This is a genomic window from Azospirillum sp. TSO35-2, from assembly GCF_003116095.1.
In the GTDB taxonomy this organism is placed as follows: Bacteria; Pseudomonadota; Alphaproteobacteria; order Azospirillales; family Azospirillaceae; genus Azospirillum.
This window is the reverse complement of sequence record NZ_LGRA01000021.1, coordinates 258,687-280,644: the sequence shown is the minus strand read 5'-3', so window position 1 is coordinate 280,644 and position 21,958 is coordinate 258,687. Positions and strand designations below refer to the sequence as shown.

Genomic DNA, 21,958 nt, shown 5'->3' with positions numbered 1-21,958 from the left:
GATCGTCGGCGTTCTCGGCCTTCAGTGGGTGAGGGTATTCCTGATAATCGTAAAGCGTGTAGTCAATTCATCTTATACCGATGGAAAGGAGAGTGCCGCGAACAAAACCCTTCTGCACCGTGCACGGCACTGCCTCCATCATCCGCGTCGCAGATCCAGCGTCATCGGGAACTGCGGGTTGCGCTCTTCCGGAGGGGCGTCCATCGGGCCGGGGGTGTGGCCGAAGGGGAAGAAGCGGGCGAGGCGCCGGCCCTCCGCCTCGTTGGCGTTGACCGGGAAGGTCTCGTAGTTGCGGCCGCCCGGATGCATGACGTGATAGGTGCAGCCGCCGATCGACCGGTTGGCCCAGGTGTCCAGGATGTCGAAGATCAGCGGCGTGTGCACCGGGATGGTCGGGTGCAGGCAGGACGGCGGCTGCCACGCGCGGTACCGCACGCCGCCGACGAACTCGCCCTCCACCCCGGTCGGGATCAGCGGCACGCGCCGGCCGTTGCAGGTGATGGCGTGGCGGGCGTCGATCAGGCCGGCGACGCGGACCTGCACCCGCTCCACCGAGCTGTCGACGTAGCGCACCGTGCCGCCGCCGCCCGGCTCCTCGCCCAGGACGTGCCAGGGTTCCAGCGCCATGCGCAGTTCCATGGTGATGCCGCGCTGGTTGACGTGGCCGTAGGTCGGGAAACGGAAGTTGACGTGCGGTGCGAACCAGTTGTCCTGCAGCGGATAGCCATGGTCGCGCAGATCCTGCAGCACGTCGCCTATGTCCTGCTGCAGGAAGTGCGGCAGCATGAAGCGGTCGTGCAGATCGGTGCCCCAGCGCACCAGCTTGCCCTTGTAGGGGTGTTTCCAGAAACGGGCGACCAGCGCCCGCATCAGAAGCTGCTGGGTCAGGCTCATCTCCGCGTGCGGCGGCATCTCGAAGGCGCGGAACTCGACCAGCCCGAGCCGCCCGGTGGAACTGTCGGGCGAGTAGAGCTTGTCGATGCAGAATTCCGCCCGGTGGGTGTTGCCCTGAACGTCGACCAGCAGGTTGCGCAGCACCCGGTCGACCAGCCAGGGCGGGCAATGGCCGGACGCCGCCGCCTGGTCGATCTGGTTGAAGGCGATCTCCAGCTCATAGAGCTGGTCGTCGCGCGCCTCGTCCACCCGCGGCGCTTGGCTGGTCGGGCCGACGAACAGGCCGGAGAACACGTAGGACAGGGCAGGGTGGTTCTGCCAATAGGTGATCAGGCTGCGCAGCAGGTCGGGCCGGCGCAGGAACGGGCTGTCCGCCGCGGTGGCGCCGCCCATCACGACATGGTTGCCGCCGCCGGTGCCGCAATGGCGCCCGTCGATCATGAACTTCTCGGCGCCCAGGCGGGATTGCCGCGCGTCCTCGTACAGCGTGATGGTGTTGCGGACCAGATCGTCCCAGCTGTGGGCCGGGTGGATGTTCACCTCGATCACGCCCGGGTCCGGGGTGACGGCCAGCGAGTTCAGGCGCGGGTCCTTCGGCGGCTGGTAGCCTTCGATGACCACCGGCATCTCCAGCTCGACCGCGGTCCCTTCGATCTCGGCCAGCATCGCCAGATAGTCCTCCAGCGTGCTCATCGGCGGCATGAACAGGTGCAGCCGGCCGTTCCGCGCCTCGCAGGTCAGGGCGGTGCGGACGATCCACCACGCCGACTTGCCGTCCTCCGGCAACTCGTCGCGGATCTCGGCCATCACGCGCTGGCGCTGGGCGCTGCGCTTGTCACCGTGGACGCCGCGGTCGGCGTCCTGCACCGCGCCGCGCACCTCCTGCCGGCGCTGGACCGGGTGTGGGGGCAGGGGGGCGCGCTCCTCGAACGGGTCGGTCTCCCAGGCGTAGGGGTAGTCGCTCTTCGACACCCAGGGCAGCGAGCCGAGCGGCAGGCGGTAGCCGACCGGGCTGTCGCCGGGCATCAGCACCAGCTTGTCCTGGCGCAGCGGCCAGGTGCTGGACAGCCAGACCGGGCCCTGCTGGGTCATGCGGCGGTTGATCGGCAGGGCGAAGCCGACCGGCTCGTTCAGGCCGCGGGTGAAGACGCGGGCCAGGCGCTCGCGCTCCTCCTTGTCCTCCAGCTTGCTGTTCAGCGGGTCGACGTTGATCGGAAGCTGCGATTCCTTGCGCAGATAGTGCCAGGGGTCCTCATAGGCGCCGAGCACGAGGTTCGGGTCGAGGCCCAGTCGCTTGGCCAGCGCCATCAGGAAGACGCCGGCGTCCTGGGCGGTGTGGCCGTAGTCGGTGTCCTCGCGCGCCAGCAGATCGCTGTTGGCCCACAGCGCCTCGCCGTCACGGCGCCAGTAGACCGTCATCGCCCAGCGCGGCAGCGATTCGCCGGGGTACCATTTGCCCTGGCCGAAATGCAGCAGCCCACCGGGGGCGAAGCGCGCCATCAGGCGGTGGATCAGGTCGGCGGCCAGCTTGCGCTTGTTGGGGCCGAGCGCGGTGGTGTTCCATTCCGCGCCGTCCATGTCGTCGATCGACACGAAGGTCGGCTCGCCGCCCATGGTCAGGCGGACGTCGTTGGCGGTCAGTTCCTCGTCGACCCGGTGGCCGAGCGCCTCGACCGCCGCCCATTGCTCCGGGCTGTAGGGCTTGGTGACGCGCGGCGCCTCATAGATGCGGCTGATCGACATCTCGTGGGTGAACTCGACCTCCGCTTCGTCGACCAGACCGGAGATCGGCGCCGCCGACGACGCATCGGGCGTGCAGGCCAGCGGGATGTGCCCCTCGCCGGCCAGCAGGCCGGAGGTGGGGTCCAGGCCGACCCAGCCGGCGCCGGGCAGGAACACTTCCGTCCAGGCGTGCAGGTCGGTGAAGTCGGCTTCGGGGCCGGATGGGCCGTCCAGCGCCTTCTGGTCGGCGGTCAGCTGGATCAGGTAGCCGGAGACGAACCGGGCGGCGAGCCCCAGGTTGCGCAGGATCTGCACCAGCAGCCACGCCGAATCACGGCAGGATCCGGTGCGCTTGGCCAGCGTCTCGGTGCAGGACTGGATGCCCGGCTCCATCCGGATGACGTAGCCGATGTCCTGCTGCAGGCGCTGGTTCACCGCCACCAGGAAGTCGATCGTCGGCGTCTTCTCGCGCGGGATGGCCTGCAGGTAGGCGGCCAGTTCCGGACCCGGCTCCTCCGTTTCCAGGAAGGGGCGCAACTCGCGCAGCAGCCAGTCGTCGTAGGTGAAGGGGATGTGGCTCGCCTTCTCCTCCAGGAAGAAGTCGAACGGGTTGATCGCCGCGATCTCGGCGACCAGATCGACCTCGATCGTGAACTCCCGCGTCTTCTCCGGGAAGACGAAGCGGGCCTGGAAGTTCGATTGCGGATCCTGCTGCCAGTTCAGGAAATGCTGCTTTGGCGTCACCTTCAGCGAGTAGCTGAGGATCGGCGTCCGGCAGTGCGGGGCCGGGCGCAGCCGGATGATCTGTGGGCCGAGGCCCACCAACCGATCGTAGCGATAGATCGTCTTGTGGTTCAGCGCGACGTGGATCGCCATGTAAAACCCCGCCTCATGCCTGTTCCGTGATATTCGCGCCCCGGTTCGCTCCGGGGTCACCTGTGCAACGCTATCACCGAAGAAACCACCCCGACAGGGCGCCAGCGTTCCAACCCTACCGCAGTTGCGAAAAAGTCACGAAGTTACGCGAGACGCGCGCGGCGGCTTCCTTCCGTTCGCGTTAGCCTTTATATCCTGTGTTGATCGGCGCATCGTTCATGCAGGGAATCGCGTCTGGATGGTGTCATTGGCCGCTTCTTCGACGAGTGGCGACGCGCGCCTGTCCGGCGGCGGCGCAGGCGGTGCCGGCCGCGGTGTCGTCACGGGAAAATATTTCAATTTCAAGCCCCTGCCGCCGACGCCCGACATCCTGGGCAACCCTCTGGTCGTCCCCAATTTGCCGACGCACAAATTGCCGCGGGAGACCTTCGGCAGCCGGATGCGGCGTTTCTTCGCCCGCATGAACCTGGGCAGCCAGTCGGCGGAAACCCGCATGCGCTGGAAACTGCACGACACGATCCAGGCGACCATGGCCTCGCTGTCGCCATCGGTGACGCTGGTGGCGGAAAAACGGGCGCCGGCCCGCAAACGCAAGCTGTCGGTCCCGGTCGTCGTCGTGCGCCACCCCTACCACCTGCGCCATGTGTTCGAGATGCTGCCGCAGATCCCCGACGGTCTGGCGGCGGAGCGGCGGTTCCTGGAGCTGCTGATGACCCGCGCCCTGAAACGCTACGGCGAGCAGATGGCGCTGATGCGGGGCATGCCCTTTTCCTTCGAGAACGAGGCGCGGGAGTATTTCTTCGCCGGCTTCCGGCTGGAAAAGCAGATCAAGAAGGTCAACAGCCCGGACGAGCGGTTCGCTGCGCTTCAGGCGATCCACACCAACTACTTCCACGGCCGCAACTACTACTACTTCGCACTGTTGCGCCGGGAGAAGCTGGCGCCGGACAACAAGCTGTTCATGCTGTACGCCCGCGCCGTCTATTTCATGGCGCGCGTCGACTGGAACGGCGAGCTGCTGGACAAGCCCAACCCGCGGTCGCTGCCCAGCCGCGACGATCTGTTCTTCTTCGTCGAGCGTGACAAGACGGTCGTGACGCGCTATCGCACCGACCAGGATTTCCAACGGCAGGTGAAGGCCGTGCTGGAAGCCTTTCCGGTCCCCTGATGTCCGCGTCTTGAGCAAGGTCCCCCCGATGCGTGCCAACTTTCTGGTGAGCGGCCTTCTGACCGCCGGCTCCCTGCTTGCGGTCCTGGCGATCCACCCTGCGCTGGCCGACGATGCCCCGGCGGAAACGCCTCCGGGCTGTGCCACCACCGCCAGCGCCGCCGAGCAGCTGCTGTGCCGCGAGCCGGCGCTGACCAAGGCGGTGGCCGACCTGTCGGCGGCGCTGGACGCCCTGGCCGCCACCACCGACGACACCGGCCGTGCCGCGATCGACGCCGGGCAGACCCTGTGGCGCTCCCGCCGGGACGAGGCCTGCCCGGTGACCGTGGCCGACCTGGCCGATGCGAAGGCTGCCAAGACGCGCGGCGACTGCCTGCTGCGGTCGATGAAGCAGCGCACCGCGGCGCTGGAAGCGGAGCGGCTGGCGCGGAGCAAGCCGGTCGCCGATCTGCCCCTGACGGTCAGCGGCGCCGCGGCGCCGCGTCTGGCGCCGGTGCCGCAGCAGCCCCTGGCGATCAACCGGCAGATCTCGATGACGGCGCTGGTCGGGCGCTGGGCCAAGGCCGATCCGGTCGACCGGACGGTGATCGACGATTGCCGCACCTCCTACCTGGAGGTTGGGCGCGACCTGACGGTGCACGCCGTCGATTCACGGTTGCCGCTGTTTCCGCTCGACGGGGCACTGGCCGCCGGCGGCGACCCGCAGCAGGGTGTCGCGCTGACCCGCAACGCCCCGCCGGCCGCCGAGGGCACGGCGACGGCCGAGCCCGTTTCCGAGGCGTCGGTCAGTCTGCGGATCCTGCCGGCCGATTCGCGGGGGCTCGACCGCCTGTTGCTGCGGATGGCGCCGCCGGCGACCTTCGCGGCGGAGTTCGTGCGCTGCCGCTGAGCCCGGTCAGAGCCGCGACAGCAGGAACCGCACGGTGATGGACAGCCGCTCGCCCGGGGGCAGCGCGATCACGCCGGCGTCGGGCTCCTGCGGCCGGTTCAGCGCGTCGGTCATGTGGGTGACCGGTTCCAGGCACAGATAGGGCTCGCCCGGTGGGGCGTAGACGATCAGGTGATCGACCGGCCCGTCGGCCAGCATGGTCAGCCGCAGCCCGTCCCGCGGCCGGTCGAGCGTGGCCGACCCGGTCCAGCCGGTGAACCCGTTGTCGAGCGCCAGATGGTCCATCGCCACGCCGTGCCGCAGATCCCAGGCCGGCGGCGGCGGGTGGCGGCGGAGCGGCAGGATGGTGTCGTCGTTGTCCCACACCGCGGCGACGTCGGCGGTGATCCGGCTGCCGGGCGGCTTGGCGAAGTAGGGATGCAGCCCCAGCCCGGCCGGCATGTCGCTGTCCGAGTCGTTGATCAGTTCCAGCGCGACGGTCAGCCCTTCCTCGTCCAGCGCCACCGTCTGGGTGGCGCGGTAGCTCCACGGCCAATCGTCGGCGTGATGGCTGAACCCCATCCGCAGGGCGTCGTCGGCCGCGGCCTCCACCGTCCAGGGCCTGGACCAGCCATGGCCGTGGATGCGGTGCGGCGATCCCGGATCGGTCGCCAGCACGACCTCGCGCCCCTGGAAGACGAAGCGACCGCCGGCGATGCGGTTGGAGAAGGGGAGCAGCGGGAAGCAGGCCATGTCCGGCGCGAAGTCGCCAGCCATCGCATGGTCGGTGGCGGGACGGAACAACTCGACCGGACCATCGTCGGTTGACAGGCTCCAACGCGCCAGGGCACCGCCGCAACAGGGGGTTGCCACAAGCCGCATCGAACCATGCCTCAACGCGATGATGGTGTCGTTCCGAACCATACGTCTCTCCCACCGTCGGCGTTTGAACATTTATCGCATATGCGAAGAGCAAAGGAAACGGCAGCCGCCGCACACCGCACCGCTGACACAGTTGGTGTGCCTTTGAGGAAAAATGTCGGTATCCTACACCCGTTCTTTACACTCGTCCCGTCATCATGACCGGCGCAGCCGGCGCCGGTCGTGGGACCGAAGAACGCGGTCGCGTTCGGTTTGTTGCATCGGCCATCCTGTCGGGCCCACCGGTACGAAAGGTTCGGAGTGTCCAGTTCCCTGCTCAGCCGTGCGGCGTCGGTGCCGTCCCCTTCCGTCGGCGGCATCGACGAGGCGGAGCTGTGCAGCCACTTGGCCGACTATCACGCCCTGCCGGCCCGGATGGTGATCGGGGTGGCGCTGCGGTCGTATCTGGACCCGCTGTTCCTGACCCCGACCGAGCTGATCCACCTCGCCAAGCCACTGAAGACGCTGCTGGACCAGGGGCAACTGGTCGACACCACCATCGGCAAGATCGCCACCGTCCAGGCCCGCGTGCCGGGACAGGAGCAGTCGGCACGCCGCAAGGCGATCCGCGCCGCCGTCGATGAAAGCTGGAGCAAGGCGCGCACCGCCCAGGTCGCCTTCGCCGCGATCCCGAAGGGGCGCGCCCCGGTCGACTGGCTGCTGGCGCTGGGCGGCAAGACCCCGACCGGCGACGCCGACCACGACCTGCGGGTGGCGCTGTGCCTGGAACTGGTCGAGATAAAGAGCTGGGCCGGCAAGCTCGACCGCCTGCTGGAACTGCACCAGTGGGACCGTGACGAGCGGCTGGCGGTGGTGGCCGACGGCATGATCGGCGACATCCTCGCCTCGGCCGCCGCGGGGGCGGAGCTGTTCGGTGCCAACCTGCTGCCGGGCACGCTGCTCGGCACGCTGTGCGAGATGCTGTTCGGCCGCATCGGGATGGAGGCGATCGGCCCGAACCGCATCGGCGTGCTGAACGCCCTGTTCCGCCAGGGCAAGCTGCCCCAGGCCCGTGCCGCGGTGCTCGACCGCATTCGCCGGCAGTTGAAGACTCCGCAGCCGCTGGGGCGCGGCGCCTTCGACCAGGAGGCGGAGCTGCTGAAGACGCTGACCGGCCATCTGCTGACGCGCGACGGGCTGATCGGCGGGGCGGCGATGGCCGACGCGCTGACCGTGCGCTATTCGCGGCGGCTGGAGCAGGGGGGGGCCAGCGCCTACCGCCGCTCCATCGTCGGGCTCAGCGAAGGACAGCCGGACCTGATCTGCCGCATTCACTACCTGACCCGCATCGCCGCGGTTCCGGCCGGCGAACGCCACGCCGACGAGATCATGGCCTCGCTGGAGGCGGCGGTCGGCAACGAGCTGCTGATCGAGAACATGTTGGTGCAGACGCCGGACACGGCGCTGCTGGAAAAGGCCTTCGCCCGCGCGCTGGCGGCCATCCGCTCCGCCCCGCTGCCGGCCGACGCCTGCGACCGCATCGCGCTCCGCGCCGAACGGTCGGTCGACGACTACGTCAAGTCCGGCCGGCTCGCCGCCCGGTTGAAACAGGTGGAGCCGGTGCTACGCCGCCGCACCATCCGGCTGGCCGAGGTCACCTGTTCCAGCCTGATCCGCGAGGACGGCGCCCTGCCGCTGATGCGTCAGCACATCCTGGAAATCGTCCGCCAGCCGCAGTTCCAGGCCGATCTGGCCCAGCCCGACAGCGACGTCGCCCAGGCCGAGGTGCGCCGCCTGCTGGAACTGCTCGACCGCCTGCGCCAGATGGCGACCGCACCGGCACCGCCGCCGACACCCCTGCCGCCGCCTCCGGCCTCACCACCCGCGGTGGCCCGCAGCGCCGACACCGTCATGGGCGCACCGTCGGACACCCGGCGGACGAGCGAAACCGTGATGGCGGCGTCGGTCCCGCCGTCGGCACCGCCGATCGCGGCGTGGAGCGCCGCGCTGTGCCCGAACTGCTTCACCCGCCGGGCCCGGCCCGATGCGGTCACCTGTGGGGACTGCGGGTTTCCGGCGCGGTCCGACAACCGGCCGGGCGTCCATCTGGCGCCGGGCACGCCGCTGCACGGCCGTTACCAGACCGGGCGCGTGCTGGGGCAGGGCGGCTTCGGCGCCACCTATCTGGGCTGGGACGAGCGGCTGCAGGTCAAGGTCGCGATCAAGGAGTTCTACCCGGCCAACCTGATCGCCCGCATTCCCAACACCGCCGCCGTCTCGCCCTTTTCCGACGAGCACGCGGAAACCTTCGCCGCCGGGCTCGCCAAGTTCCTGGAGGAGGCGCGGACGTTGGCCCGGCTGCGCGACATCCGCGAGATCGTCGGCGTCCAGGACTTCTTCGAAGAGAACGGCACGGCTTATCTGGTGATGGAGCTGCTGGACGGCCGCACCATGAAGAGGTATCTGGCCGACAGCGGCGGCCGGATCGACGTGCGCCGCACGCTGGGCGTGGTGATGCCGATCGCCAAGGCGCTCCAGGCCATTCACGACCTCGGGCTGATCCACCGCGACGTCAGCCCGGACAACATCTTCCTGACCAACGCCGGCGACCGCAAGCTGCTGGATTTCGGCGCCGCGCGGCAGACGGTGCGGCCGGGCGCCGGGCTGACCGTCATCCTCAAGCCGGGCTACGCCCCGCCGGAGCAATATTCGAACGAGGGCCGGCAGGGCCCCTGGTCGGACGTCTACGCGCTGTGCGCCACCATCTATCTGGCGCTGACCGGCCGCACCCCGCCCGACGCCACCGCCCGCTTCATGAACGACAAGGTGCCACGACCGGGCGAGCTTGGCGTCGCGCTGACGCCGGCATTCGAAAAGGTGCTGATGTCGGGGTTGGCGATGCGCTGGCAGGACCGGCCGCAGTCGATGCGCGACCTGCTGCGGGGGATGACCGCGGCGCTCGGCGGGGCCTGAGCTGCGGACACGAAAAAAGGGGACCGGTCTGCACCGGTCCCCTTTTTGCGGATGGACGGAACGAACGACGACGTTACTTCGCGTCGGCCGCGACCTGCATCTTGATGATCTTGTCCGGGTCGCTGACCTGACCGTTGCGGGCCTGGCTGCCCTTCTTGATCATGTCGACGAACTCCATGCCCTCGACGACGCGGCCCCAGACGGTGTACTGGCGGTCGAGGAAGGCGGCCGGCGCGAAGCAGATGAAGAACTGGCTGTCGGCGCTGTCCGGATCGGGCGTGCGCGCCATCGACAGGGTGCCGCGGATGTGCGGCGTGGCGGAGAACTCCGCCTTCAGCTTCTTGCCCGAGCCGCCGGAGCCGGTGCCGGTCGGGTCGCCGGTCTGGGCCATGAAGCCCTCGATCACGCGATGGAAGACGACGCCGTTGTAGAAGCCCTGGCGGGTCAGTTCCTTGATGCGGGCAACGTGGTTCGGCGCCAGGTCGGGGCGCATTTCGATGACCACGCGACCGTCCTTCAGGTCGAGGTAGAGGGTGTTTTCCGGATCCAAGGCCTTCGCCTCCCCTTGCGAGACTGTAAAGAACGAGACAGTGAAGATTGTGGCGAACAGGGCCGCCAGCAACGCGCGGGTCCACCGCTTCATGCGAAACACTCCGATGAGCCGAAATCCGCGCCCCGGACCATAGGGGAAAAGTGCCCGAATGCAAAGCCGCAGAGGGCGAGGACGGTCATCCCCCAAAGGTCACGGAAGACAGGAGCCTTTTCCGGTGTTCATCCTGGCGTGACCGTGGCAAGGCCATGCGGCGACAGGGACGGGCGGGGAGACGGGCGGTGCGGCTGGGACGGGCGTTGGCAGGGACGGCGGCGGTTGCCGTGGCGCTGGGCGTCGTCGCGCTCGGCGGCGCGATCCTGGCGGGACCGACCCTGCTGGGGCGCGCCGCCACCGAGGCGTTGCGCGGCGCCGGCCTCGTCGGGGCCGAAATCACCGTCACCGATTTGCGGTTTGCCGACGGCTGGGACGGGCTGCGCCTGGGCGTTGCCGGTGACAGCGGGGCGTTGGCGGACTCCGCGGCAACGCTCGACCTGCCGCTGTCCGGCCGGGTCCGGCTGTCCGGCGCCCTGGTCGTGGCGGTGGGCGGCGGCAGCGTGACGGTCGCGCCCGAAGACTGCCTGACCGCCACGGCGGAGGCGCTGACGGTCAGCGGCCAGCCGCTCGCCCTGCCGCAGGGGGCGACGCTGTGCGCCGCGGCGGGTGGGCCGCTGCTGCGCTGGTCACCATCCGCCTTGGCGCTGGCGGCGGAATTGCGGGCGCCGCGGCTCGACGCGCCGTCCAGCGGGCTGAGCGGCGAGGGGCTGGCGGTCACGCTGTCGCAGACCGGACAGGGCGGCGCCCCGGTGGCGACCGACGGCGCGATGGCCGACGTGATGGTGGTCAACGCGACGGTGGCGCGGCTGCGCAGCACGGCGAAGCCGGCGCCGTTCGTCCCGCTGGCCGTCGCCGTCACCGCCGAGCGGGCGGGGGAGGATCCCTGGCGGATCACCGGCACCGCCAAGGATGCGAACAATCTGCTGAATGCGGCGCTGACCGGCCGCTACGACCCGGTCGCCCGGGCTGGGCAGGTGGAGGCGGTGACCCGGCCGATCGTCCTGCCGCCCGACGGCCCCGGTCTGGCCGCGATCTCGCCCCTGGCGGCGGCGACGCTGGCCAAGGCCTCCGGCACGCTGTCGGGCCGGGCGATCGTCGGCTGGGGCAAGAACGGGTTGACGACGAGCGGTCAGGCGACGCTCAAGTCCGTCGCGGGGCAGGCCGGGCCGGTGACGCTCGCCGGGGTGGCCGGGACCATCGCGCTGGCCAGCCTGTCGCCGCTGGTGATCCCCGACGGGCAGCGGCTGACCATCGGGCTGCTCGACGTCGGTATCCCGCTGACCGACGGCACGCTGCGGTTCGGCTATGGCCGCGATGGTCGGCTCGACGTCGATCAGGCGCAATGGCGCTGGGCCGGCGGCACCGTGAGCGCCGACCCGTTCGAGTTGAGCCCGACCAAGCCCAGCGGCACCGTCACCCTGCACGCCGACGGCATCGACGCCGCCAAGCTGCTGACCCTGGTCAAGGTCGAGGGGCTGGACGCGACCGGCAGCCTGACCGGAACCCTGCCGGTCACCTTCGCTGGCGACCGCGTCACCATCGACGGCGGCGTGCTGGAAGCCGCGGCGCCGGGCACGTTCCGCTACGACCCCGCCCATCCCCCCGCCGCCCTGAGCGGGGAGGAGGGCAGCCCGACCGCGCTGCTGCTGGGGGCGCTGACCGACTTCCATTACGACGGCCTGCGCGTCACCGTCGACGGCGAGGCCGGCGGCGAGCTGGTCGCCGGGCTGTCGCTGCGCGGCGCCAACCCGTCATTCTACGATGGTCATCCGGTTGCGCTTAACCTTAAGCTGTCGGGCGCGCTCGACCGGATTCTGCGCCAGAACCTCGACGTCTACCGCATTCCCGACACCGTGCGGGACCGTATGACCGGCTCCGACCACAAGGACCCCTGATCGCCCCATGGTAACGACATCGTCCCCCCCACGCGTTCGCCCGGCGTTGCGCCTGCTGGCCGCCCTGCTGATCCCGGCGGCGGCCGGCTGTTCGCCGACGGTCAAGATCGAAGCCCCCGACAAGCCGATCGAGATCAACCTGAACGTCCGCATCGAGCAGGAGGTCCGTGTCAAGCTGGAGCGCGACGTGGACGACGCCATTCGCAACGATCCCGCCCTGTTCGGCCTGCCGACCGATTCGGCGCCGACCAAGTCCGTGCCCAAGACGGCCAAGGGAAAGACGCCATGATGACCGGTTCCATCTCCCGCCGCCACATGCTGCGGCTATCCGGCGCCGTTCTGGCCGCCGGCCTGCTCGCCGCCACCTTGCCGACCCTGGCGCTGGCGCAGGATCCACTGGCCGCCGCCAAGGCCGCCGGCCAGATCGGCGAGCGGCCCGACGGCCTGGTCGGCGCCGTGTCCGGCGCGCCGGCCGCTGCCCAGGCGCTGGCGGAACAGGTGAACGCCCAGCGCCTCGCCCGTTACCGCGAGATCGCCCAGGGCAACGGCACCGCGCTCGACAAGGTGCAGGCGGTCGCCGGCCAGCAACTGATCGAGCGCACGCCGGCCGGCCAGTACGTGATGACCGCGTCCGGGCAATGGCAGCGGAAGTGAGCGAGGCCGGCGTCACCGTCGCCGAGTGGCGCCGCCGTCTGGCCGAGCGGCCGGGCGACGGCGTGTCGCTGGCGGCGCTGTTCGCGGCGCTCGACCGGCTGGGGCAGCGCGGCACGCCGGAGGAGGCGGTCGCCCGCTCCAACTTCGGCGAGGCGCTGCGGCGCCAGGGCCGGCTGGCGGAGGCGGAGAGCCACCACCGCCAAGCCCTGGCGTGGTTGCCCGACTTTGGCGGCAACCATTTCAACTGGGGCGTCACCCTGCAGGCGCTCGGCCGCCGGGCCGAAGCGGCCGCGGCCTACGGCGAGGCGGCCCGGCTGATGCCGCGCTTCGCCCCCGCCCCTTGCAACCAGGGCGTCCTGCTGCGCGAACTCGGCCGGCTGGGCGAAGCGGAGACGGCGTTGCGCCGCGCGCTGGCGCTCGACGCCGGTCTGGCGCCGGCGTGGCTGGCGCTGGCGGCGCTCGACCGCGACCGCGGTGACCTCGACCGCGCGGTGGCCGGCTTCCGCAAGCTGCTGTGCCTGCGCCCCGATCTGGCGGAGGGGCACGCCAACCTCGCCCTGACGCTGAAGGAACGGGGGCAGGGCGGTGGTTCCCCGGCGGATGGGGCCGACAGCATCACCGGGTTCGAGCGCGCGCTTCGCATCGGCCTGCCCGATCCCGGCGGCGCACTCGCCCAACTGGTGCAGCAGCGCCGGCACCTCTGCCGCTGGGACGGGCTGGCGGCGTTGTCCGACCGCTTGGTGGCGCTGGTGCGCGAGGGGCGGACCGAGCAGGCACATCCCTGGATTTTCCTGGGGGAGGGCGCCGGGCCGGCGCTGGAGCGCGCCTGTGCCGAACGCTACAGCGCGTGGCGTACCCGCGGCATCCAGCCGGCCTTTCCCCGCCGCATCGGCCGGGGCGACCGTCTGCGCATCGGCTATCTCTCCGCCGACTTCCACGAGCACGCCACCGCGGTGCTGATCGCCGAGCTGGTCGAGCGGCACGACCGCAGCCGGTTCGAGATCGTCGGCTGCTCCTACGGCCCCGACGACCATGGCCCGCTGCGGGCGCGGCTGGCGGCCGGCTTCGACCGATTCATCGACCTGTCGCACCGGCCGGACGAGGCGGCGGCGCGGGCCATCTTCGAGGCCGGAATCGACATCCTGGTCGACCTGAAGGGCCACACCCAGAACGCCCGGCCCGGCATCGCCGCCCACCGACCGGCGCCGGTCCAGGCGCAATGGCTGGGCTATCCCGGCACCGTCGGCCATCCGGCCATCGATTACGTGATCGCCGACGCGGTGGTGGCCCCCGCCGACCACCAGCCCTTCTTCAGCGAACGGATCGTCCATCTGCCGGACAGCTACCAGCCCAACGACCGCAAGCGCGCCATCGGACCGGTGCCGAGCCGCGCCGATTGCGGGCTGCCGGACGATGCCGTGGTGTTCTGCGCCTTCAACGCCCCCTACAAGATCGCCCCGGCGCTGTTCGACCGCTGGTGCAGCCTGCTGGCGCGGGTGCCGGGATCGGTGCTGTGGCTGCTGGCCGGCCCGGCGGAGGTCGCGGCCAACCTGCGGCGCGTGGCGGCGTCGCGCGGGATCGCGGCGGAGCGGCTGGTCTTCGCCCCGCGCCTGCCCGGTCCGGCGCATCTGGCGCGGCATCGGCTGGCCGACCTGTTCCTCGACAGCGCGCCGGTCGGCGCCCACACCACGGCGAGCGATGCGCTGTGGGCCGGGCTGCCGGTGCTGACCGTGCCCGGCCCGTCCTTCGCCGGGCGCGTCGCCGCCAGCCTGCTGCGCGCGGTCGGGCTGCCGAAACTGGCCGTGGCGGACTGGGATGCCTATGAGGAGACCGCCGTCCGTCTGGCGGGTCGGCCGGACGAGCGTGCCGCGCTGAAGCGCCGGCTGGCGGAGGCGCTGCCAACCGCGCCGCTGTTCGACACCGACCGCTTCGCCCGCTCCATCGAGACGGCCTACGACACCATGTGGGCGATCCACGCGGCGGGCGAGGCGCCGCGCGGCTTCACCGTGCGGTAGGCGGCGCCGTTACGGATAGGCGCAGCGGTCCGCGGTGACCTCGACGAAGGAGCGCTGGGCGGCGGCGATGGTGAAGCGGTACTCGTTGTTGTCGATGACCAGCGACTGGTGCAGCGGCAGCACGCCGGTGACCGAGGTGCTCTTGCCGCCCATCCCGGTGATCTTGATCGTCACCGGCTGGCCGGGATCGAACCAGCTTTCCGCGTTGCCCTGGGGGTTGTGGGCCGACTGGCCTTCGCCCGACACGCTGACCGCGCCGTTGGCGAAGGTGACGCCGCGGGCGCCGCCCTTCAGCAGCGGGGTGGACAGGGTGAAGCGCTTGGTGTCGGCCTGCTGGCAGTTGCGCTGGGTCTGCGCCTGGGTGATGACGAAGCCCAGGCGGTTGGCGTCCAGCCCGCCCTTCAGCCGTTCCGCCACCAGCTGGGTCAGCTTCGCCAGATCGCCGGTCGGGACCTCGCGCTGCAGGCGGCCTTCCAATTCGGCGGTGCGCGCCTCGGCGGTCTTGGCGGCGTGCTGCATCTGGGTGGCCAGCAACTCCAGCTCCGCCTTCTGCCGCGACAGGGTGGCGATTTCCTCGCGCAGGGTGACGTCGCGGCCCTTGAGCTGCTCGATCCCCATCTGATAGGCGAACAGCCCGACGCCAAGCACCAGCGCGGCCAGCAGCCCGAACTTCATCAGACCGGCCCACACGCGCCGGCGGTACCGTCGTTCGTAGTCGTAACGTCCCAGGGTCATGATGCGTCGCAGCAGGCTGTCAGGTTCGGGCGACTATGGCTACCGGTAACAGCCAAGGGATGCAACCCCTTGACGACGGTCTTACGGCAACGCTTACGGTTGGCCGCAGGGAAGGGTCGGTACCTCGTTCATCGGCGGCCCGACCGCCCTGGCATCACTGGCCCGGCATCACTGGTTGGCCGACCCGCCGCCGAGGAAGCTGGCGTTGATGCCCGGCGACTTGAACTCGCCGACGTTCTTGAACACGAACCGGAAGAAGATGGTGTTGCCGTCGCTCTCGCCGTTGGTCGTGACGGTGTAGTCGCGCCGCGCGATGGTCTGGAAGACCAGGCACTCGTCGCTGTAGGTCAGCGTCGCCAGGCTGGAACGCGGCCCCGGCTGCGGCTCCATCGCCTGGGTGTGGGAGACGCCGAGGCTCCAATGGTCGGTGAACTGCGACGACATACCGAACGACGCCTGCTCCACCCGGTCACGGGTGATGGCGTTGCGCGAGGTGGTCTGGTCGACGTAGGCGTAGGAGGTCGACAGGCGCAGCAAGGGCACGCCGGCCGACGCGTTCAGCGAGTGGCGCCGCGGCCGCAGCGTATCATGGTCGATGCGGAAGCCGTAATTCACGTCGAGCCAGTCGGCCGGCTGAAGGTCGAGCCGGCCGACATAGTCGGACACCCGGTCTTCCAGCCCCGAACCGCCGGTGAAGCCGGCGCTGCTGTCGGTCAGGCGGCGGCTCTGGCCCAGGAACAGGCTGGCCGACCCCTGGCTGTTGCCGTAGATCGCCGTGCGCAGGCCGTAGGTGAAGCGGGCGCCGTCGTCCAGCCGGTCGATGCCGGTGAAGCGGTTCGGCTCCAGCAGGTTCACGTCGTCGAACTCGACGTCGAGGCTGTCCTCGTTCGGGAACAGCTTCCGGTTGGACAGCTTCGGCGCGGCGGTCAACTGGGCGATCGGCTCGACCAACTGCGATGAACTCTCGCCATAGCGGACGAACGGGTAGCGGACCGTCGCCTGCGCCTGGGGGAACAGGCGGGTGCGGCCGATGTTCTGGGTGCCGCGGGTGGTCGCGTCGGACCCGTTGAAGTTCTGCGCGGTGTAGCCGGCGACCAGCACGCTGCCCGACAGCGTGGTGATGAAGCCGGTGTTGGAAATGATGTTCCGTTCCCAGCCCGGCTTGGCGACGAAACGCTGGGTGTCGGGGCCGGCATCCTTGAAGCGCGACACCGACAGCAGGCTGCTGTCGAACGACCAGCGTCCGCCCAGCAGGCTGCCCGGCTCGCCCAGCGCGTTGTACTGGGCATAGGGAAGCACCACCGGCTCGGGGATGGTGTTGCCGTAGCGCATGTCCTGGAAGCTGTAGGCGGTGATCGCCGCGTAGTTCCGGCCGCGGAAGCCCTCGATGTAGGCCTTGCTGGTCAGGTAGTCTTCGCGGAAGTCGTAATAGCGGCGCAGGAAGGTCGGGTCGCTCGCCCGCTTGACGTCGAATCCAGCCCGCCACGTCTCGTCGATGTCGAACAGGCCGCGGGCGGCGATGTAACCGCGGTTGCGGGTTTCCTTCGGCACCGACTTGCTGTTGGACACGTCGCCGCGGGTGATGGCGCCCTCCAGCTCCAGCCGGCCGTTCTCGAACCGCTTGCGGTACTGGCCGCCGAGCAGCGGGCCCTGCTGCGTGTATTCGTGCAGGTCGATGGTCGCGTCCTGGTCGGGCGCGATGTCCCAGTAATAGTGCGTCTTGAGGATCGCACCGAGGTTCGAGTTGTTGCCGAAGGACGGCGTCAGGAAGCCGCTCTTGCGATCGACGCTGGGGTCGGGGTGCGACAGGTAGGGCGTGTAGGCGACGGGGATCCCGAAGATCTCCATCGTCGCGTCCTTGTAGCGGACCTCGTGCTCCTCATTGTCGTGGACGATGCGGACGGCGCGGATCTGCCACAGCGGCGGGCGGGTCGGGTCCTCCTTGCAGAGGTCGCAAGGGCTGTAGACGCCGCGGCTGACGCGCGTCAGCTTGCCCTCGCGCCGCTCGCCCTCGTTGCCGGCCATGCGGCCGTTGTCGGTCATCAGGACGCGGATGTTCTCGATGAACACGTCCTTCATGTCGTCGGTCAGTTCGGCGTAGTCGGCGAAGACGATGTCGCCCGACGGCTCCACCAGCCGGATCGCCCCGGTCGCCGTGACGACCTTGGTCTTCTGGTTGTAGGTGATCTTGTCGGCGCGGACGCTGCGCTTGCCCTGCGCCAGCTCCACGTTGCCGGACGCGGTGACGAGGTTGTTGACCTCGTCGAAAGTGACCTGGTCGGCCGTCAGCAGGACCGGTTCCTGCGGCTTCCTCGGCCCGTTCTGGCCGTCGGACGGCTGGGTCCCGGATGGCGCCGCGGGCTTCGCGGCCGGCTTGGCCGGGCTCTGCGACTGGGCGTTGGCCATTTCCGGGCTGGCCAGATCCGCGGCGACGACCCCGCACGCGACCATCAGCCCGACAATGCCGGAGCGCAGGATCGGGGAGGTGACGGTGCGGGCGTTGGCGCGGACGCGCCGGGAGACGTGCGTGGGCATGCCGGAACGATTGGGGGAAGCGCCCCGCCAAGTCAACGGTTTCGCGGTGGTCGGACGATCGATGTTACCACCGGACGCCCCGCCCTGTGGCGCCGCTGCCGCAGCCGCCACCGCCGGTTCGGCGGCACCGGCTGCGGCGCTTCATGCGGTTTCTGTCAAACCACCCGGAAGTTCTTGAACTGCCAGGGATCGTCTTCGTCGATGTCCTCGGGGAACAGGACGTTGCGGTCCTGGAGCGGGGTCCAGTCGCCGTAGGCGCCGACCACCTCGCCCAGATAGGGGGCGGCGATGTCCAGGATGCGCCGGAAGTCGACCTCGTCCGGTTCGACGATGCCCCGATTCGGATTCTCCAGCGCCCAGACGATGCCGCCCAGCACGGTCGAGGTGACCTGCAGCGAGGTGGCGTTGTTGTAGGGGGCGAGCCCGCGCGCCTCGTCGATCGCCAGACGGGAGCCGTACCAGTAGGCGCCCTTGGCGTGGCCCATCAGCAGCACGCCCAGCTCGTCCATGCCGCTGGCGATCTCGTGCATCATCAGGCGCTGTTCGGCCTGGATGTTGAAGTTCTTGCCGGCCAGCTCGTGCAGCGACATCACCGCGTCGTCGCAGGGGTGATAGGCGTAATGGCAGGTCGGGCGGTAGACGACCCGGTCGCCCTCGCGCACCGTGAAATAGTCGGAGATCGAGATCGCCTCGCTGTGGGTGATCAGGAAGCCGTGGAACGGCCCCTCCAGCGGGGTCCAGGTCCGCACCCGGGTGGCGGCGCCCGGCCGCATCAGGTAGATGGCGGACCCGCAGCCGAACTCGTGCCGCTGGCCGTCGACGGGGAAATGCGCCTCGTGCGTGCCCCAGCCCAACTCGGCCGGCTGGCAGCCCTCGCTGACAAAGCCGTCGATCGACCAGGTGTTGACGAACTCACCGATCCGCTTGGGCTGGTTCGACACCTGGGTGTCGCGCTCGGCGACGTGGATGGTCTTGACGCCCAGCGTTTGCGCCAGCCGGCCCCAGCCGTCGCGGTCGGTGGGCACGTCGGTCACGACCCCGGTGTCGGCGGCGACGTTCAGCAGGGCCTGCTTGACGAAATGCGACACCAGCCCCGGATTCGCGCCATGGGTGATCAGCGCGGTCGGCCCGCCGGCGTACCGCTCGCGCAGCGCCAGCGCCGACTCGCGCAGCGCGTAGTTGGAGCGCAGCGACGGCGACAGGCTGGAGTCGGTGTAGCCGCCGGCCCAGGGTTCGGTGCATGTGTCGGTGTAATGCGCGCCGATGCGCTGGCAGAACTCGATCAACGCGATCGACGACACGTCGACCGACAGGTTGACGAGGAAATCCCCCTTGTCGATCAGCGGCTTCAGGACCTGGAAGAAATTGTCGTTGTCCAGCGGGTTGTTGTGGAAGGCGACGCCATACAGCTCCGCCTCCTCACGCCCGCGTTCCTCGGCGGTGACGATGGTGATCCGGGAGGGCGTAAGACCGTCGATGTGGCGCAGAAGCAGAGGCAAGACACCCTGGCCGATCGAACCGAATCCAACGATGACCATGCGGCCTGTGAACGTGCAGAGCTTCGTGTCCAGGGCCATGATGTTTGGTCCCCCCCAGGTAGTTTTTGACAACGACATGGACCGGCGCCCCCGCCTCTTCGATCAAGAAGGGGCGAGGCGCGCCGGACCGGTGAATGTTACGGGTGTCTTTACGCTTTATCCACAGATTCCAGCGTTTGCGCTTGGCCTGACGTCCCGATCAGGCGGCGCAAGAGCGCAGGACATAGCCCGGCGTGGCCAGCAGCGGGGCGTCCGACACCTCGACCACGCGGGCCTGGTCGAAGCCGTTGAACGCCGTCCGCAGGCACGAGCCGTAGGCGCCGAGCTGGCCCAGCTCGATCCAATCGCCGGCCTTGACGTCGGCCGGCAGGTGGAACGGACCGTTCATCTTGTCGGCGCTGTCGCAGGTCGGGCCGTAGAAGCTGAACGCCGCGTCGGCCGCGTCGGTCATCACCTCGAACGGGCGGATCAGGCGGGCCGGAAAGCGGAAGCCGGGGACGCCGGCGTCCGACAGCGCGCCATAGACGCCGTCGTTGATGAACAGCTCGTCGCCACGCCGCTTCACCACCTGCACGACCAGCGACACGCCGGGCGCGACCAGGGCGCGGCCGGGCTCGCACCACAGCCGGCAGCTCTCCGGCAGGTCGAGCGCCTTGATGCCCCGCGCGATGGCGGCCATGAAGTCGCCCAGCGGCGGCGGGGTGACGCCCGGGTAGGACACCGGGAACCCACCGCCGACGTCGAGCACGTCGATGGCCACGCCGGCCTCGGCGATGACACGGCCGGCGAGCGTGATGGCGCGCTCGTAGGCCGACGGGTCGAGCATCTGCGAACCGACATGGAAGGACAGCCCGACCTTGGGCGCCGCGGCACGGACGTCGCGCAGCAGTTCCACGGCGTCGGCCATGGCCGCGCCGAACTTGCCGGACAGGTCGTAGACGGCGTTGCCCTTCGGCAGCGCGAGGCGCACGACCAGACCGAGGTCGGCGGCGTTGTCCGTCTCCTCCAGGATCTTGGCCAGCTCCTCGCGGCTGTCGAGCACGAAGTCGCGGACGCCGTACTGGTGGTAGGCGTTGCGGATCGCCTGACGGCCCTTGACCGGGTGCATGTAGTGCAGCACGGCGTCGGGGAACATCTGGCGGATCAGCCGGATCTCGCCGGGGGAGGCGACGTCGAAATGGCGCAGGCCGCCGGCCCACAGGGCGCGCAGCACCGCGGGTTCTGGGTTGCACTTGACGGCGTACAGCACGTCGCCGCCGCGCGCCACGGCGTCGGTGGCCTCGGCGAAGGCGGAGAGGAAGCTCGACGCGGTGTCGGCCAGCACGCCGGGGCGGATGCAGTGCATCGGCTCTTCCGGGCGGTGCAGCGCGACCGCCTGGACGACCGACGAGCGGCGGCCGCTCGACAGCGAGACGGCGTTGACGGTGGCGGAATTCAGGCCGACGCGGCGGAGCGGGGTGACGGCGGAACGGGAACGCAGGAAGCCCATGGCGCACTCCTATCCCTGGGCCGGGGCATGAAAGCCGGCCCAGCGGTCAGACGGCGATGCGACGCGACGTCACCAGCCCGGACGCAATGACGGTCAGGCGCGGTGGCGCGGCGGAATCGGCGATCGATTGGATGGGGAAGGGGGGAGACGGGAACAGCCGGTGCGAGCAGCGGCCCCGGGCTGTGAAGCTCCGGGCAACAGCGCGTCGTTTACCGGCTGACGGGCTACCGTCTCACAGCCCCACCGTGGGCAGCGTACATACTGACCTCCCTCTCGGGACCGACCCACTGGAATGGTCGGTTCTGCCAAAAAGGACGCGGTACGTCGTAGCATAACCACAGAGGGCCATAGGCACGTGCGGGTGCGTCGTTCGCAGTCATTTACGCTATTCGCGCCGCGATTCAAGTGAATTTTTTGGGACGCCGGGCGTCGCCGGCGCCGTCGTCCGCACCGGAAGTTCCGGTCATTCCGCGGCGATGGCGTCGGCTGGATCCCCGGGTCCGCACAGCGTCTGCGATTGCGGCTCGTACAGGGGGAAGCGGGCGCTGATGGTGTCGCCGGTCGGATGGGCGACCCAGCCGTCGGGACGGGTGAAGAAGCGGATGGCGGTGACGTGGGGACGCGGCCCCATGTCGAACCAGTGCGGCGCGCCGGCCGGGATGCTGAGCAGGTCGCCGGCCTCGCACACCACGCGGAAGACCCGGCGGTTCGCGTGCAGGTAGAAGGCGCCGGACCCTTCGACGAAGAAGCGGGCCTCGTCCTCGTCGTGGGTGTGTTCATCCAGGAACCGGCCGCGCAGCGCCGCCACGCCGGCCGTTCCGGGCGTGATGCGCACCACGTCGACCGACTGGAAGCGGCGGGCCTGCGCCAGACGCTCGACCGGGACGGCGTAGGCATCCAGAACGGCGTCCGTTCCGGCGTCGGCCGGCAACGAAACGGCATGGTCGCCGTGCCAGTGCTCGAACAGCACGCCGACCAGGGCGAGATGGGCCTCCATCAGCGCATGATCGGAGGTTGCCAGCTCCGGCCGCCGGGCGTCCTGTTCCAGGTAGACGGTCAGGTGACTCACCGTATTCGCACTCCCTCGGC

At 69.8% G+C, this 21,958-nt stretch carries 15 protein-coding genes; 7 read left to right on the top strand and 8 right to left on the bottom strand.

Translation table 11 applies throughout. From position 1 onward, the window contains the following. Positions 1-138: 138 nt before the first annotated feature. Positions 139-3,492, bottom strand: coding sequence for a transglutaminase family protein (locus tag TSO352_RS17480; RefSeq protein ID WP_109108594.1), 3,354 nt, complete (start codon positions 3,490-3,492; stop codon positions 139-141). 238 nt (positions 3,493-3,730) lie between these two features. Here TSO352_RS17480 and TSO352_RS17475 point away from each other — a divergent pair, with 238 nt between their 5' ends. Together TSO352_RS17475 and TSO352_RS17470 are read left to right on the top strand one after the other, a co-directional pair. Continuing rightward, entirely contained in the window at positions 3,731-4,660 is a 930-nt protein-coding gene (locus tag TSO352_RS17475; RefSeq protein WP_247872219.1) for a hypothetical protein, read from the top strand. 28 nt (positions 4,661-4,688) lie between these two features. Continuing rightward, positions 4,689-5,549, top strand: coding sequence for a lysozyme inhibitor LprI family protein (locus TSO352_RS17470; protein ID WP_109108593.1), 861 nt, complete (start codon positions 4,689-4,691; stop codon positions 5,547-5,549). Positions 5,550-5,555: 6 nt separating this feature from the next. Here the strand turns inward: TSO352_RS17470 and TSO352_RS17465 are convergent, their stop codons facing one another. Continuing rightward, on the bottom strand, positions 5,556-6,452 hold the full coding sequence (locus tag TSO352_RS17465; RefSeq protein ID WP_109108592.1) for an aldose 1-epimerase: 897 nt from the start codon (positions 6,450-6,452) through the stop codon (positions 5,556-5,558). Between the two features lie 258 nt (positions 6,453-6,710). Between TSO352_RS17465 and TSO352_RS17460 the strand changes: the two genes are divergently transcribed. Further along, positions 6,711-9,362 carry a serine/threonine-protein kinase gene (locus tag TSO352_RS17460; protein ID WP_109108591.1) on the top strand — a complete coding sequence of 884 codons (2,652 nt, stop codon included), beginning with the start codon at positions 6,711-6,713 and terminating at the stop codon, positions 9,360-9,362. Between the two features lie 73 nt (positions 9,363-9,435). Here the strand turns inward: TSO352_RS17460 and TSO352_RS17455 are convergent, their stop codons facing one another. After that, entirely contained in the window at positions 9,436-10,005 is a 570-nt protein-coding gene (locus TSO352_RS17455) for a peptidylprolyl isomerase (RefSeq protein WP_109108590.1), read from the bottom strand. Between the two features lie 188 nt (positions 10,006-10,193). Between TSO352_RS17455 and TSO352_RS17450 the strand changes: the two genes are divergently transcribed. From TSO352_RS17450 to TSO352_RS17435, 4 genes are read left to right on the top strand one after another with little or no spacing between them, the layout of a single operon-like run. Then, entirely contained in the window at positions 10,194-11,903 is a 1,710-nt protein-coding gene (locus tag TSO352_RS17450; protein ID WP_109108589.1) for a YdbH domain-containing protein, read from the top strand. A 7-nt stretch (positions 11,904-11,910) separates the two neighbouring features. Beyond that, positions 11,911-12,192 (top strand): YnbE family lipoprotein, encoded by a 282-nt coding sequence (locus tag TSO352_RS17445; protein WP_109108588.1) that lies wholly within the window; start codon positions 11,911-11,913, stop codon positions 12,190-12,192. Further along, positions 12,189-12,557 (top strand): YdbL family protein, encoded by a 369-nt coding sequence (locus TSO352_RS17440; protein ID WP_109108587.1) that lies wholly within the window; start codon positions 12,189-12,191, stop codon positions 12,555-12,557. The genes TSO352_RS17445 and TSO352_RS17440 overlap by 4 nt, the downstream gene beginning before the upstream one ends. Beyond that, positions 12,542-14,572: a tetratricopeptide repeat protein gene (locus TSO352_RS17435; protein WP_109108586.1), complete on the top strand. Its 2,031-nt coding sequence runs from the start codon at positions 12,542-12,544 to the stop codon at positions 14,570-14,572. Before TSO352_RS17440 ends, TSO352_RS17435 begins: the two co-directional genes overlap by 16 nt. Positions 14,573-14,581: 9 nt before the next feature. Here TSO352_RS17435 and TSO352_RS17430 read toward each other — a convergent pair whose 3' ends face one another. From TSO352_RS17430 to TSO352_RS17410, 5 genes are all read right to left on the bottom strand, one after another. Continuing rightward, positions 14,582-15,307, bottom strand: coding sequence for a hypothetical protein (locus tag TSO352_RS17430; protein ID WP_109108585.1), 726 nt, complete (start codon positions 15,305-15,307; stop codon positions 14,582-14,584). A 168-nt stretch (positions 15,308-15,475) separates the two neighbouring features. Beyond that, complete coding sequence (lptD, locus tag TSO352_RS17425) at positions 15,476-17,842, bottom strand: LPS assembly protein LptD (RefSeq protein WP_109108584.1); 2,367 nt, start codon at positions 17,840-17,842, stop codon at positions 15,476-15,478. A gap of 155 nt (positions 17,843-17,997) precedes the next feature. Further along, positions 17,998-19,419 carry a saccharopine dehydrogenase C-terminal domain-containing protein gene (locus TSO352_RS17420; RefSeq protein ID WP_109108583.1) on the bottom strand — a complete coding sequence of 474 codons (1,422 nt, stop codon included), beginning with the start codon at positions 19,417-19,419 and terminating at the stop codon, positions 17,998-18,000. A 160-nt stretch (positions 19,420-19,579) separates the two neighbouring features. Then, complete coding sequence (locus TSO352_RS17415; RefSeq protein ID WP_109108582.1) at positions 19,580-20,869, bottom strand: type III PLP-dependent enzyme; 1,290 nt, start codon at positions 20,867-20,869, stop codon at positions 19,580-19,582. Between the two features lie 463 nt (positions 20,870-21,332). After that, positions 21,333-21,938: a cupin domain-containing protein gene (locus TSO352_RS17410; protein WP_109108581.1), complete on the bottom strand. Its 606-nt coding sequence runs from the start codon at positions 21,936-21,938 to the stop codon at positions 21,333-21,335. Positions 21,939-21,958 lie beyond the last annotated feature (20 nt).